This window comes from Streptomyces sp. NPDC001514 (assembly GCF_053597075.1).
Window position 1 is genome coordinate 199,885 of sequence record NZ_JBSFHO010000003.1, and the last position, 13,846, is coordinate 213,730.

The 13,846-nt window shown below is 69.6% G+C and carries 11 protein-coding genes; 6 read left to right on the forward strand and 5 right to left on the reverse strand.

From position 1 onward, the window contains the following. Positions 1-2 precede the first annotated feature (2 nt). The 3 genes from brxD to ACWCXB_RS05435 all read left to right on the forward strand — a co-directional run bounded on the left by brxD (position 3) and on the right by ACWCXB_RS05435 (position 5,688). Positions 3-1,325 (forward strand): BREX system ATP-binding protein BrxD, encoded by a 1,323-nt coding sequence (gene brxD / locus ACWCXB_RS05425; protein WP_450719523.1) that lies wholly within the window; start codon positions 3-5, stop codon positions 1,323-1,325. Further along, positions 1,322-3,454 carry a DEAD/DEAH box helicase gene (locus ACWCXB_RS05430; protein ID WP_450719241.1) on the forward strand — a complete coding sequence of 711 codons (2,133 nt, stop codon included), beginning with the start codon at positions 1,322-1,324 and terminating at the stop codon, positions 3,452-3,454. The genes brxD and ACWCXB_RS05430 overlap by 4 nt, the downstream gene beginning before the upstream one ends. A 137-nt stretch (positions 3,455-3,591) precedes the next feature. Beyond that, positions 3,592-5,688, forward strand: a complete 2,097-nt coding sequence (locus ACWCXB_RS05435) for a DUF2075 domain-containing protein (RefSeq protein WP_450719243.1) — start codon at positions 3,592-3,594, stop codon at positions 5,686-5,688. A 53-nt stretch (positions 5,689-5,741) separates the two neighbouring features. On the opposite strand, the gene ACWCXB_RS05440 is transcribed toward ACWCXB_RS05435, so the two are convergent. The 3 genes from ACWCXB_RS05440 to ACWCXB_RS05450 all read right to left on the reverse strand — a co-directional run bounded on the left by ACWCXB_RS05440 (position 5,742) and on the right by ACWCXB_RS05450 (position 8,630). Beyond that, positions 5,742-5,876: a DUF6408 family protein gene (locus tag ACWCXB_RS05440; protein ID WP_450719245.1), complete on the reverse strand. Its 135-nt coding sequence runs from the start codon at positions 5,874-5,876 to the stop codon at positions 5,742-5,744. A gap of 285 nt (positions 5,877-6,161) precedes the next feature. Then, entirely contained in the window at positions 6,162-7,793 is a 1,632-nt protein-coding gene (gene aceB / locus ACWCXB_RS05445; protein WP_450719247.1) for a malate synthase A, read from the reverse strand. A 225-nt stretch (positions 7,794-8,018) separates the two neighbouring features. After that, the gene (locus ACWCXB_RS05450; protein WP_450719249.1) at positions 8,019-8,630 is read right to left on the reverse strand and encodes a nucleotidyltransferase family protein; all 612 of its coding nucleotides are present in this window, start codon (positions 8,628-8,630) and stop codon (positions 8,019-8,021) included. A 95-nt stretch (positions 8,631-8,725) separates the two neighbouring features. On the opposite strand from ACWCXB_RS05450, the gene ACWCXB_RS05455 reads away from it, so the two are divergent. The 3 genes from ACWCXB_RS05455 to ACWCXB_RS05465 all read left to right on the forward strand — a co-directional run bounded on the left by ACWCXB_RS05455 (position 8,726) and on the right by ACWCXB_RS05465 (position 11,940). Further along, the gene (locus ACWCXB_RS05455; protein WP_450719251.1) at positions 8,726-10,594 is read left to right on the forward strand and encodes a serine/threonine-protein kinase; all 1,869 of its coding nucleotides are present in this window, start codon (positions 8,726-8,728) and stop codon (positions 10,592-10,594) included. A 125-nt stretch (positions 10,595-10,719) separates the two neighbouring features. Then, entirely contained in the window at positions 10,720-11,067 is a 348-nt protein-coding gene (locus tag ACWCXB_RS05460) for a DUF5955 family protein (RefSeq protein ID WP_450719253.1), read from the forward strand. A gap of 144 nt (positions 11,068-11,211) precedes the next feature. Further along, a complete protein-coding gene (locus ACWCXB_RS05465) occupies positions 11,212-11,940 on the forward strand; it encodes a class I SAM-dependent methyltransferase (RefSeq protein WP_450719255.1) in 729 nt (242 codons plus the stop codon). A 42-nt stretch (positions 11,941-11,982) separates the two neighbouring features. On the opposite strand, the gene ACWCXB_RS05470 is transcribed toward ACWCXB_RS05465, so the two are convergent. Continuing rightward, on the reverse strand, positions 11,983-12,624 hold the full coding sequence (locus ACWCXB_RS05470; RefSeq protein WP_450719257.1) for a response regulator: 642 nt from the start codon (positions 12,622-12,624) through the stop codon (positions 11,983-11,985). After that, on the reverse strand, positions 12,621-13,829 hold the full coding sequence (locus ACWCXB_RS05475; RefSeq protein ID WP_450719259.1) for a sensor histidine kinase: 1,209 nt from the start codon (positions 13,827-13,829) through the stop codon (positions 12,621-12,623). The genes ACWCXB_RS05470 and ACWCXB_RS05475 overlap by 4 nt, the downstream gene beginning before the upstream one ends. Between the last annotated feature and the right edge of the window lie 17 nt (positions 13,830-13,846).

Sequence of the window (13,846 nt, forward strand, 5' to 3'; positions counted from 1 at the left end):
GCATGACGGAGGTCAGTGCGGCCCGCCGCCGCGAAGTGGTCGACGCCCTGCGGCGCGGCACCGTGCCGCAGAGCGGACTCGACCTGTTCGCCGTCGGGTTGGACCGCTTTGCCGAATCGCTGGGCGACGACATCGCCACCGTCACGCGCGGTGGGTCCGCCTTCCATGCCATCCGCGGCGAGTACGGCTCCGGCAAGACCTTCTTCGCCCGATGGCTCGCCGAGCGAGCCAAACGGGCCGGTCTGGCGACCACCGAAGTGCAGATCTCCGAGACCGAGACACCACTGCACCGGCTGGAGACCGTCTACCGCAGACTCACCGAACGTCTCACCACCGCGACCCACCAGCCCAGCGCCCTGCGAGCGGTGATCGACTCATGGTTCTACACGCTGGAAGAGGAGATTCTCGACGCGGGCGAGGTGGCGGACGACGACGAGAAGGCGCTCGCCGCGGCCGTCGACGGGCTCATGGAGCAGCGGCTCGCCGACGTGGCCCGCACCACCCCCGCGTTCGCCGCGGCACTGCGCGGCTACCGCGAAGCCCGCGCAGCCGGCGACGCCGCGACAGCCGAGGCGCTGATCGCCTGGCTGAGCGGCCAGAAGTCCGTGGCGGCATCCGCCCGGCGGGCGGCCGGTGTGCGTGGGGACCTCGACCACTTCGGTGCCATGGGGTTTCTGCAGGGGCTGCTCACAGTGCTGCGCGACTGCGGTCACCCGGGCTTGCTGGTGGTGCTCGACGAAATCGAGACGCTGCAGCGAGTCCGCGGCGACGTACGGGAGAAGGGACTCAACGCCCTGCGACAGCTGCTCGACGAAATCGACACGGGCCGTTTCCCCGGACTCTTTCTGGTGATCACCGGTACCCCGGCCTTCTACGACGGACAACAGGGCGTACAGCGGCTACCGCCTCTGGCCCAGCGCCTCGCGACCGACTTCACCACGGATCCCCGCTTCGACTCCCCGCGGGCCGTGCAGCTGCGCCTCGCCGGATTCGACCTGCCGAAGCTGGGGGAACTCGGACGCAACGTCCGTGACCTGTATGCGGGAGCGGCACGCAACCCGGAGAGGATCGTCGCGTGCGTCGACGACGCGTACCTCGGCGAGCTGGCGAGCGCGGTCACGGGAGGACTGGGCGGCAAGGTCGGGGTCGCTCCGCGGCTGTTCCTGCGTAAGCTCGTCGCCGACGTCCTCGACCGGGTCGATCTGCACGATGATTTCGATCCCCGCGTCCACTACGCGCTTACGGTGTCCAGTGCCGAACTCAACGAGGTCGAGCGGAACGCGGCCGCGGCGGACGCGGGCGACATCGAACTGGACCTGCCGTGAGCGCCGTCGACGACCTCGACCCGGTACTCACCCACCACATCGTCAACTCACTCGGCTGGCGCGGGCTTCGCCCGCTGCAGGAAGAAGCGATCCAGCCCGTCATGGCAGGAGAGGACGCGATCCTCCTGGCCCCGACGGCAGGAGGGAAGACCGAAGCTGCCTCGTTCCCACTGCTGTCGCGAATGACAGCTGAAGGGTGGCGCGGCACATCGGTCCTCTACGTGTGCCCGCTCAAAGCGCTGCTCAACAACCTCCTGCCGCGCCTGGAGACCTACACGGCGTGGCTGGGCCGTTCGGCCGCCCTGTGGCACGGCGACGTGACCGCTGGCAACCGCAAGCGGATCATGGCCAGCCGCCCCGACATCCTGCTCACCACCCCGGAATCGCTGGAAGCGATGCTTGTCAGTGCGAACGTCGACCACAAGGCGTTCTTCGCCGGTCTGAGGAGCATCGTTGTCGACGAGGTGCACGCTTTCGCGGGTGACGACCGCGGCTGGCATCTGCTCGCCGTGCTGGAGCGGCTCCAGAAGGCAGTTGGACGACCGGTTCAGCGCGTGGGGCTGTCCGCCACGGTCGGGAACCCGGCGGAGCTCCTCACCTGGCTGCAGGGTTCGGGCGCGGGTAGTCGGCCAGCGTGCGTGGTCGCACCCCATCTGAACGGTCCCCGGGCGGAAACGGAAGCATTGGCGTCGCCCCCGGGCGACATTCAGCTCGACTACGTCGGTTCCGTGGACAATGCGGCCACGATCATCTCCACCCTCCACCGTGGCGAGAAAAGACTGGTCTTCTGTGAGTCACGTCGCCTGGTGGAAGAGCTGGGCGAGAAACTCCGCCTCAGGGGGATCACTACTTTCCTCTCGCACGCCTCTCTGTCGGTGGACGAACGGCGGCGCGCCGAGCAGGCCTTCGCAGAGGCGCGGGACTGCGTCATCGTCTCCACCAGCACGCTGGAACTCGGCATCGACGTCGGTGACCTGGACCGCGTCATCCAGATCGACGCCCCCGCGACGGTCGCGTCCTTTCTGCAACGGCTCGGACGCACGGGACGCAGGGCGGGCACGACCCGCAACTGTCTCTTCCTCGCCCTGACCAAGGACGCTCTCGTCTCCGCCGCCGGGCTGTTGCTGCAATGGTCGCGCGGCTGGGTGGAGCCGGTCACCGCGCCGCCCGAGCCGCGCCACATCGTGGCGCAGCAGCTCATCGCACTGTGTCTGCAGGAACACCAGGTGGGTGACCAGCTCTGGCAGGAGTGGTGGAACGGGCTCGGCCCCTTCGGGCAGCCCGCCGAACCGATCGTGCGCCACCTCGTGAACGAGGGATACCTCGACCGGGACGCAGGAATGCTCTTCATCGGCCCGGAGGCGGAACGCCGCTTCGGTCACCGCCACTTCATGGGGCTCACCGCGGTATTCACCGCACCTCCTCAGTTCACGGTGTTCCACGGGCGGGCGGAGATCGGCAGAACGGACCCGGACCTGCTCACGGAGGAGATCCAAGGTCCGCGGAAGCTGCTGCTCGCGGGACGCAGCTGGCTGGTCACCTACATCGACTGGCACCGCAAGCGCTGCTACGTGGAGCCGACGGACAGCGGCGGTAAAGCCAAGTGGAGCGGCTTCGGCTTCGCATGGGCGACCTCGTTCGAGCTGACCAGGGCGGTGCGTGAGGTGCTGCTCGGAACCGACCCGGACGTGAATCTCACCAAGCGGGCCGTAGCCTCCCTCGCCGAAGCACGGGACCATTTCATGGAGGCTGTGCATCCGGGAGGAACACTGATCACGCGCGGGAGCGGCGGCTACGCGCGCTGGTGGACGTGGGCCGGGCACCGCGCCAATGCCACACTCGCTGCTTCACTCGGCACGGTCGTGGCACCGTCACAGCGCATCAACGACTGCTGGATCAGGCTGAGGGAGGACATCAGCCCGCAAGTCTGGAAGCAGGCCGTCGCGGACGCCTCCGGGCAGCTGTGTCTGCCCGAGATCGACGAACAGGCCTTGAAGGGCCTGAAGTTTGCCGAGGCACTGCCGCCCCGTCTCGCGGAGGCGACTCTGGCGACCCGGTTCTCCGATCTGAAGAGTGCGCAGACCGTACTCGAAGAGCCAGTACGATTCGTGGCCGCATTCGGCTCATGACCTGCTATTCCCGGCCAGTTGGCCCCCGCGAGGTGATCTCGAACTAAGATCGAATGGTCAATTGCGGCCCGACGGGCTTCCGGTAGCGGACACGCCCCCACCCGCACGAGTCTTCTCGTGCCCTGGGGGATCTTCACGTGCTCCTGCTGCAGCTCTCCGCGCGGCATCTGCTCCAACTTCACGCGAGGAACCGGCTTCTGCCGCACATGGCAGCCCGGTGGATGCATTTCAAGGGGACAGACGCGTCCGACACCGAGAAGGCGGCGTGGAAGGAGAGCCTGGTCAGGCTTGCCGAGGAACTGGTCGAGGCCGGGCACGGCGAGGTGCACATGTTCGTGGAGTGCCAGCCGGACGGCGTGGCTGCTCCGGCCGACGTCATACTCGTGGGAGTCCATCCGGAGACCCGGCACGACTCTCTACTCGTGGTCGAGTTGAAAAGATGGAGTTCGGTCGGCCGTTCCGATAAGCCGGAGAAGGTCGAAGTGCCGGGGATGGAGCCGAAGAAGCACCCGAGCGCTCAGGTGCGCCAGGTGATCGACTACTTCCAATCAGACTCTGGCCCACTGCGAGGCCTCTCCGTCGCCTACGCCGGGCTCACGTATCTGCACAACGCCACCACCGAGTCTGTTCACCCACTTCTGGAAGCCGGCGTCCCGACGGGTGCACACGCTCTCTACTTCACCGAGGACACGCGCCGAGATCTGCTGGACGAAGTGAACGACAGGTTCGGGAAGGAGAGTGGCGCACCGGCCGCGGAGCGGCTGCTGCAGCGTCTCGGGCTGCGCAACACGCCTCTGCTGGAGGCCATGGCGCTCTCGGAAGGCGAAGACACCGTCTTCACCCTCAGAGGTGAGCAGAAGACGGTCTGGCGCGATGTGAAAAAGGCGGTGGAATACGCGAGAGCCGGCTTGCCGAACAGCCGGCAACGAGCGGTCTTCCTGGTGAAGGGAGGAGCTGGAAGCGGTAAGAGCGCCATCGGACTGGAGCTCTTGCGCTACTTCACCGCGCAAGGCCGAGAGGTGCGGTACGCGAGCGGCTCCCGGGCCTTCGATGCCTCGATGAAGTACTTCATCCGCGGCGACGAACACATCTCGGTCGACCAGTTCGTGTACTTCCACCATTTCGTGGAGGCCCCTGAGCCGCCGCTCGATCTGCTCATCTGCGACGAGGCGCATCGGCTGAGGGAGCGGTCCACCAACCGTTTCTGGCCTCCGGAGCGCCAGGGCATGCAGCCTCAGGTGGACGAGCTGATCAAGGCAGCGCGGGTCACGGTTTTCCTGCTTGACGAGAATCAGTCGGTGCGGCGTGATGAGGTGGGCACCGGCGAACTCATCGAGCAGGCCGCATTGCGTCACGGCGTCACCGCGCAGCTGTACGGTCTGCAGACCGAGTTCCGTTGTGGTGGCAGCGACAGTTACCGGCAGTGGGTGCTCGACCTGCTGGGCATCTCCGGCGAGAGCGCCGAGGTGTGGTCTCCGGACGGTCTGATGCACGTTGAGGTCGCCGACAGCGTGGAGAGCCTGGAGGCGATCGTTCGATCCGAGCAGTGGGCAGGCGCCACTGCGCGGATGGTTGCCGGCTTCTGCTGGCCCTGGAGCGACCCCGATGAGCTGACCCATGAACTGCACCTGGATGTGCAGATCGGCGACTGGCACAGGCCCTGGAACGCCAAAGGAGACAGAAGCAGCTACTCGGACGGTGCTCCTCCCGCGAAACTCTGGGCAGCCAAGGCCGAGGGAATCGGGCAGATCGGCTGCGTCTACAGTGCACAGGGTCTCGAGTGGGACTGGTGCGGCGTCATCATGGGGGACGACATGGTGTGGCGCGATGGGGCATGGGTGTTCAACCGTGGAAAGTCGTCCCCGCCCGACGAGAATGGGAAACGCCACCTGCTGAAGTCGGGGTCGGTCGATACGAGGATCCCGCATTCCTCCGGCGAGGGATTCGCCAAATGTATCCGGAATGCGTATCACGTGCTACTGACCAGAGCCAGCAGGGCCACAGTTCTCTACTCGACCGATCGCCTCACGCAGGAGTACTTGAAGGAAAAGGTGGGGCCTGTCGACGTCCAGGGCCTGCGCCCTTCCTGGAAGACACTTCCACCCGAGCAGCTGATTGCACGTGAGAGCAGAGCACTCGACGCGCGCAGCATGAAGCGGAGAATGGCGGCCAAGGGGCAGAAGAAGGCTGTCGGGAAGAAGCCTGAAGCACAGCTCGACCTGTTCGGGTTCTGAATTTCCCGGGTCAGCGGGCGGGCAGCGGCGGGCCACCAGGGCCCGCCGCTTCCTCAACGGATCCCGAAGAGGAGCGCCACCACATGTGCCACGCAGCGCACCAGTTCCGCACCGACGCCACCGGCAACGCCGATGGTGACTTCACGGATCCAACTGCGACGCGCGGGCGTGTACTCGACGGGGCTCATGCCAAGCATCTCCTTAAAGGAGTCGGATTGGCAGGGAAGTCCCCTACCGGGGCACCCGTCCTCACCGTGTGAGGCCACCACGCAGTACGTGGATCCACCATTCCGAAGCCCGCGAGTCGTGCGCCTTCCCAAAGGGACGGCGCGCAGCGCCCGTTCACCGTACCTGATCTTCGGTGAGCGATCAGGTGGATTCAGCTCGAGAGGTGAAACGTGCATTCCTCGCTGCAGCGCAGCGCCCCCTGGTGCTGTGCCGTACCAGGGGGCGCTGCTGGTGGAACGACGGGGTCAGCCGACCAGTTGCTCGTACGCCGGCAGCGTCAGGAAGTCCGCGTAGTCCGCGTCCAGCGCGACGTGCAGCAGCAGGTCGTGGGCCTGCTGCCACTTGCCGGCCGCGAAGGCCTCCTCGCCGATCTCCTCGCGGATCGCGGCGAGTTCCTCGGCCGCGACCTTGCGGGCCAGCTCGGGAGTCGCGGTCACGGTCTTTCCGGCGTGCTCGAATTCGACGCCCGCGTTGATCCACTGCCAGATCTGGGAGCGCGAGATCTCGGCCGTGGCGGCGTCCTCCATCAAGTTGAAGATGGCGACGGCGCCGAGGCCGCGCAGCCAGGCCTCGATGTAGCGGATGCCGACCTGGACGGCGTTGCGGAGGCCCTCGTAGGTGGGGTGGGCGTCGAGGGAGTCGATGGCGATGAGGTCGCCCGCCGCCACGGAGACGTCCTCGCGGAGGCGGTCCTTCTGGTTGGGCTTGTCGCCCAGGATCGCGTCGAACGAGGCCATCGCGATCGGGACCAGGTCGGGGTGGGCGACCCAGGAGCCGTCGAAGCCGTCGGCCGCCTCGCGGTCCTTGTCGGCCTTGACCTTCTCGAAGGCTACGCGGTTGACCTCGGGGTCCTTGCGGGACGGGATGAAGGCCGCCATGCCGCCGACGGCGTGGGCGCCGCGCTTGTGGCAGGTGCGGACCAGGAGTTCGGTGTACGCACGCATGAACGGGGCCGTCATCGTGACCGCGTTGCGGTCCGGGAGGACGAACTTGGCGCCGCCGTCACGGAAGTTCTTGACGATCGAGAAGAGGTAGTCCCAGCGGCCGGCGTTCAGCCCGGCGGCGTGGTCGCGGAGCTCGTAGAGGATCTCCTCCATCTCGTACGCCGCCGTGATCGTCTCGATCAGGACGGTGGCGCGGACCGTGCCCTGCGGGATGCCGACGTAGTCCTGGGCGAAGACGAAGATGTCGTTCCAGAGGCGGGCCTCCAGGTGGGACTCGGTCTTCGGGAGGTAGAAGTACGGGCCCTTGCCCAGGTCGATCAGGCGCTTCGCGTTGTGGAAGAAGTACAGGCCGAAGTCGACGAGGGCGCCGGGGACCGGGCGGCCTTCGAACGTCAGATGGCGCTCGTCCAGATGCCAGCCGCGGGGGCGCATCACGACGGTGGCGAGTTCCTCCGCCGGCCGGAGGGCGTACGACTTGCCCGTACGGGCGTCGGTGAAGTCGATACGGCGCTCGTAGGCGTCGATCAGATTGAGCTGGCCGAGGACGACGTTCTCCCACGTGGGGGCGGACGCGTCCTCGAAGTCGGCGAGCCAGACCTTCGCGCCCGAGTTCAGGGCGTTGATGGTCATCTTGCGGTCGGTCGGGCCGGTGATCTCGACGCGGCGGTCGTTCAGCGCGGCCGGAGCCGGCGCGACCTTCCAGCTCTCGTCCTCGCGGATCTGTGCGGTCTCCGGGAGGAAGTCGAGGGTACTGGTGCGGGCGATCTCGGCGCGGCGCTCCGCGCGGCGGGCCAGGAGCTCGTCACGCCGGGGCGTGAACCGCCGGTGCAGCTCGGCGACGAAGGCGAGTGCCGCGTCGGTCAGCACCTCCTCCTGCCGGGGCAGTGGCTGGGCGTCGACGATGGCCAGCGGCGACGGCGCTGGTGCGGACATGAGCTGTCACTTCCTTCAGCGAGCTTCACGGGCAGTGCCTGGCGGCCGCGGGGGCGTGAATGTGGCACTCAGTGCCAGAGCTCCGAAGTACGGTCGTCGGCGCCGTCCGGGGGTGTTGGGCGCTTCTGAACAGTGGATAGTAGTTACCGCATGGTGGAAGTTCAATGGTTTGTTGACGTCGAGATTCTCCGGGTCGACAGATCGTGGCGCTCAGTGCCATGTCCTTCACTCAAGGTGCGCCAGATCCTCCGGTGTGTCGATGTCGTACGCCTCCGCGACGTCCCCGCACTCGACCAGAGTGATCTCCTTCTCGTGCTCCTTGAGGTAGTCCCGGGCCCCGCGGTCGCCCGACGCGCGCTCCGCGACCGCCGCCCATCGGGCCGTGCCGAAGAGCACCGGGTGGCCGCGCCGCCCGTCGTACGCCGCGGACACGAGCGCGGAGGGCGCGTCGCACGCGGCCACCACCCGGGCCACCGCCGCCGCGCCGATACCGGGCTGGTCCACCAGCGAGACCAGGACCGCGTCCGGGTTCCCGCCCGCGGCGGTCAGCGAGGCGAGGCCGGTACGGAGCGAGGAGCCCATGCCCTCCTCCCAGTCCGGGTTGACCGTGACGACACAGCCCGACAGATCGGCCTTCCGCAGCACCTGCTGCGCCGCCGCGCCCAGGACCACGTGCACCGAACGGCAGCCGCCGGCCCGCAGTACCCGTACGGCGTGCTCGACCAGGGGGCGGCCCCGGTGCTCCAGCAGGGCCTTCGGGCGGCCGCCCAGTCTGCGCCCGCCGCCCGCCGCCAGAACCAGACCCGCGACCTGCGGTTTGTCTGAAGTGTGAGCCATGCACCCTGCTTACCTCATCGAGTGGCGGTATGCCTCCACGACCTTGGATAGGGTGCCGTTCCGATATCGGAGTTCACCACGGGGGACCTGAGCAGATGAGCAGTCAGCAGCCGGGCGGGAACGGCGTGTTCAAGCCGTTGGAGCACGACGATCCGCAGACCGTCGCCGGGTACCGGCTCGCCGCGCGCCTCGGTGCCGGCGGCATGGGCAAGGTGTACCTGTCGTACACCCCGGGCGGACGGCCCGTCGCCATCAAGGTGATCCGGCCCGACTTCAGCGAGGACCCGGAGTTCCGGCGGCGGTTCGCGCAGGAGGTGCAGGCCGCGCAGCGCGTGCAGGGGCTCTACACCGCCCCCGTCATCGACGCCGACACGGACGGTGCGCAGCCGTGGCTCGCGACCGCGTACGTCCCCGGCCCCTCCCTCGCCGAAGCGGTCGTCGCGCACGGTGCGCTGCCCGTCGAGGCGATTCTGCTGCTGGTCGCGGGGATCGCCGAGGCCCTGCACGTGATCCACGGCGCGGGCATCGTGCACCGCGACCTCAAGCCGTCGAACGTGCTGCTCGCCGCCGACGGTCCGCGCGTCATCGACTTCGGTATCGCGCGCGCCGCCGACGCCACCTCGCTCACCAGCAGCGGCGTCACGATCGGCACGCCGTCGTTCATGGCCCCCGAGCAGGCCGCCGGGTCGCAGGTGACCCCGGCGACCGACATCTTCGCGCTCGGCCAGGTCGCGGCGTACGCCTCGACGGGGGCGCCCGCCTTCGGCGAGGGCACCTCGCACGGCGTGCTCTACCGCATCGTCCACGAGGAGCCCGACCTCAGCGGCGTGCCGGAGCGGCTGCGGGAGCTCGTCACCCGCTGCCTGGCCAAGGAGCCGGAGGCGAGGCCCTCCATCGCCGAGATCATCCGGATCTGCCAGGCGGCCAACGCCGAGACCGTGCTGCGCCGGCCCGAGGACTGGCTGCCGGGCGCGGTGGCCGCGGACATCACGGGACGGGCCGCGGCGCCCGCACCCGCGTCGGTGACCGGGGGCGCGCCTCCGGTGCCGAGCGCGCCGCCGGCCGCGTACTCGCCGACCACGCCGGTCTCACCGTCCACGCCGCCCCCCGGCTTCGGGCCCGCCCCGGCCGCGCCGCACCAGACACCCGCCCCGCCGCATCAGAGTCCTGCCCCGGCGTACCAGACTCCGCCGCCCGGGTATCAGACCCCGCCCCCGGGCTACCGGACCCCGCCGCCCGGGTATCAGACCCCGCCCCCGGGGCACCGGACCCCGTCCCCGCCCCATGCGTACGCACCGACGCAGACCGGCCACGCACCCGTGCCGCCCCAGTTTCCGCGACCCTTCGTCCCCGGCCCGCAGGGTCAGGCGCCGTCCGACCGGACCGGCAGGAAGGTCGCCCTCGTCATCGTCGGAGTGCTGGTCTTCGGCCTCCTCGCCAGCTGCACCGCGCTGATCGCGACGAGGGGGGACAACACCAAGGGCAGCCAGGGGAAAGGGAACACGAGCAGCGACGAGTCCGGAACGGGCGGCTCGGCCGGGACCGGTGCCCCGTCGGGCGGCGCACGTACCCCGAAGGCCGACCCGCCCGTCGAGTACAACGGCATCGACCTGACCGAGGATTACCTGCTGTCCCTCGCCGACGATCCGGTCAGGCCCCGGCAGTCGGAAGGCGAGCTGGAGTACGACACCGGCGCACTGTCCACGAGCAACGGTGCGAGCCTCATCCTGCTCCAGGGCGGACAGAAAGGCTCGCTGGAGACCTGCAGGACCGAGACGCGCTACACGCAGTACATCTCCCGGGAGAAGATCTCCGCGGGCGCCCAGCTCTGCCTGCTGACGAGCTCGGGCAACGTCGGGCTCATCACCGTGAAGGGCTTCAGCCCCGAATCGGATCCCAGCAGCTACATCAAGCTCGACCTGACGGTCTGGCGCAAGGCGCTGGAAGTAGACACGTCGAGCTGAATTTCGTACCGCGGAGTGGCGGAGTCCGCACGGAATGGCGTTAACTTGCCCGCGACCCCAGGCGTTTGACCACCGTCCGGCGGGTCGTACAACGAGCCGGGCACGACGACGTGCGAGGGGGCGCTTTGTTGCGGAGCGTGGGGCAGACGCGGGTGACACGGAACGGCGAGGACCCGAGGGTGGCGGAGCTGCGCTCCGCCGTCTCCCGGCTGCGCCGCGAACTGGCTGGCTATCCGGCCGAGTTCACCGACCGAGGAATCGCGGAGGACGAGCTCGCGGCGATGGACGCGATGGCGGTGGGCGGAGTGCCGGAGATCCGGCGCCTGCGCCGCTCGCTGCTCCTGATCGCCGGGTCGATCGGCTCGGTGAGCGCCCTCGCCCCCGGGCTGACGAACGTACGGAATGCGGTGGAGCTCTTCGGTGAGCCGAGCGGCGAGCCCGCGGGCGGCACGCATGGCGAGCCGCGAGTCTGACCGATCACATTGCACATCGCACAGCGGAAATCGCGCATGGCACATTGCGCATCGTGCAGCGGACATCGCACGGCGAACAGCAGCGGACATCGAAGGGCGAACAAGGGTCCGGGCGCACCCCCGCCCTGGCTACGCTGAGAAGTGATGTTCACCAACCAGGGCCCCACACTCCGCGAGCTCACCGTCCAGGCGCTCTCCTCGGTCGAGCACGGTTACGACCTGCTCGCGCCGAAGTTCGACGCGACCCCCTTCCGCACGCCGGAGCGCATCCTCGACGAGGTCGTACGCACCCTCCAGCCGCTCGGGCCGTTCCACGCCGGGCTCGACCTCTGCTGCGGCACCGGCGCGGGCACGCGCGCCCTGGCGGAGGCCTGCCGGGAACGGGTCGTCGGCGTGGACTTCAGCGCAGGCATGCTCGAGGTGGCGCGGGGCGCGGGCGGTGCTGCGTCCCACGAGAAGGCCGATTGGGTACGGGCGGACGCGCGCGCCCTGCCCTTCGCACCCGTCTTCGACCTGGCCGTGAGCTTCGGGGCGTTCGGACACTTCCTGCCCAACGAGCGGCCCGGGCTCTTCGCCCAGGTGCACGCGGTGCTCCGGCCCGGCGGCGTCTTCGCCTTCCCGGTCGGTGCGCCGCCGCGCCTCGGCTCATGGCCGTACTGGGCGATGCTCGGCTTCGACACGGCCATGCGGGTGCGCAACGCGGTCTGGTGGCCGCGCTTCGTCATGTACTACCGCACGTTCCCGCTCACCGAGGTACGCCCCGAACTGGAGCGAGCCGGGTTCACGGTGGAGCTGCTTCCGCTCACGGGGCTGGGGCGCAGACGCGACGGGAGCCCGCGCGCCGCGCTCCTCGTGGCGCGCAAGGCGGCCTGAAGCGGATCCGCCCGGGGCGTCGTCCGGGGCCCTTGAACACGATCAGTGCCGGACGATGCGCCGCGCCCTGGCCGCCGCCAGCGCCGCCGTACGCGAGTCGACGCCCAACTTGGCGTAGATGTGCACCAGATGGGACTTCACCGTCGCCTGGCTGAGGAACAGCCGCTTGCTGATCTGCTGGTTGGACAGCCCTTCGGCCACCAGCTGCAGCACCTCCAGCTCCCGCTTGGTGAGCGCCTCAGCGGGCGTCCGCATCCGGTCCATCAGTCGGTGCGCGACCGCGGGTGCCAGCGCCGACCGGCCGGCCGCCGCGGTCCGTACCGCCGCGGCCAGCTCCTCCGGCGGCGCGTCCTTGAGCAGATAGCCCGCCGCGCCCGCCTCGACCGCCGCGAGGATGTCCGCGTCCGTGTCGTACGTGGTGAGGACGAGCACGCGCGGGGCGCCGGGGCGGGCCGTGATCGCGGCGGTGGCCTCGGATCCGTGCATCCCGGCGCCGAACTGAAGGTCCATCAGTACGACGTCCACGCCCCCGGCCGCGGCCAGTTCGACCGCACGCTCGGCCGTGGCGGCCTCGGCGACGACGGTGACGTCGGGCTCGGTGTCCAGGACCGCCCGGAGCCCCGCCCGCACGACGGGATGGTCGTCGGCCAGCAGAAGACGGACGGTCGTGCCGCGGTCGGTCATGCGCGCTTCCCCTCGGGCTCTCCCTCGGGCTCTCCCTCGGGCAACGGCAGGGTTGCGGCGACGGCCGTGCCCTGGCCCGGCGCCGACTCGACGGTGAAGGTGCCGCCGAGGGACTCCGCCCGGGCCCGCATCGCGGGCAGGCCGAAACCGTGCTCCCCGGTCCTGACCGGGATCGCGGACGGCTCGAAGCCCTTCCCGTCGTCGACCACGTCGAGTGTCACCGACGCGTCCATGAACGTCAGGGTGATATCGGCGCGTACGGCGCCCGCGTGGCGCACCGTGTTCGCCAGCGCCGACTGGGCGATCCGCAGCAGGGCCACCTCGTACGGCGTCGGCAGCGGCACCGGCGTACCGCTGACCGAGAAGCGCACCCGCGGGCCGGGGCCGCCGTGCCGTGCGAGCCGCTCGAGCGCGCCCGCCAGCGAGCCGTGCTCCAGATCCGGCGGCGACAGGGCCCGTACGAAACGCCGCGCCTCCGCGAGATTGTCCTGCGCCGCCTGCCGGGCCCGCGCGATGTGCTCCGCGGCGGGGGCACCGGCCGGAAGTGCGCGCTCCGCGGCACGCAGCAGGAGCTGGATGGAGGACAGCCCCTGCGCGAGGGTGTCGTGGATCTCGCGGGCGAGTCGCTCCCGCTCGGCCAGCGTGCCCGCGTGCCGCTCGGCCGCCGCCAGCTCCGCGCGCGTGGAGATCAGCTCCTCGATGAGCCTGCGGCGGCGCTCGCTCTCCCGGTACAGCGCCTGGTAGCCGAGGACGGTGGCGACGGCGACGGCCGCACCCAGCAGCGGGCCGATGACCGCGCCGGGGCCGACCGGCCCGCCGTGGCCCACGTACGACAGGATCGCGACGCCGGCCGTCGCGGCGACGGCGGGCAGGGACCAGCGCACGGGCAGCAGATGGAGCTGCAGGAAGTACAGCGGGAAAGCCGCCCACAGGCCGTCCGGGGTCAGCCCCAGCAGCACGAGCCAAGCCGTGCACAGGGCGCCGAGCCAGAGCGCCGCGCCGGCCCGCGTGGACCGTACGGACGGGACGAAGCTCCCCGCCGCGTACACGGCACCCATCAGCACCGCCGCCGCGACGACGGCGGGCGCGTCCGGGTCATGGTCCGCCACCGCCCGTACCGCGGCCAGCGCCAGCAGCCCCGCCATCAGCAGATGCAGACAGATGCGCAGGGCACGCAGGGCGGGGGTGAGCGAACGGGGATCCATGATCTGTCCAGCGTAGG

Coding starts and splice junctions, on each gene's coding strand:
- ACWCXB_RS05475 (WP_450719259.1), bottom strand. CDS start 13,829: ATGGATCCCCGTTCGCTCACCCCCGCCCTGCGTGCCCTGCGCATCTGT.
- ACWCXB_RS05465 (WP_450719255.1), top strand. CDS start 11,212: ATGTTCACCAACCAGGGCCCCACACTCCGCGAGCTCACCGTCCAGGCG.
- ACWCXB_RS05440 (WP_450719245.1), bottom strand. CDS start 5,876: ATGAGCCCCGTCGAGTACACGCCCGCGCGTCGCAGTTGGATCCGTGAA.
- ACWCXB_RS05470 (WP_450719257.1), bottom strand. CDS start 12,624: ATGACCGACCGCGGCACGACCGTCCGTCTTCTGCTGGCCGACGACCAT.
- ACWCXB_RS05455 (WP_450719251.1), top strand. CDS start 8,726: ATGAGCAGTCAGCAGCCGGGCGGGAACGGCGTGTTCAAGCCGTTGGAG.
- aceB (WP_450719247.1), bottom strand. CDS start 7,793: ATGTCCGCACCAGCGCCGTCGCCGCTGGCCATCGTCGACGCCCAGCCA.
- ACWCXB_RS05450 (WP_450719249.1), bottom strand. CDS start 8,630: ATGGCTCACACTTCAGACAAACCGCAGGTCGCGGGTCTGGTTCTGGCG.
- brxD (WP_450719523.1), top strand. CDS start 3: ATGACGGAGGTCAGTGCGGCCCGCCGCCGCGAAGTGGTCGACGCCCTG.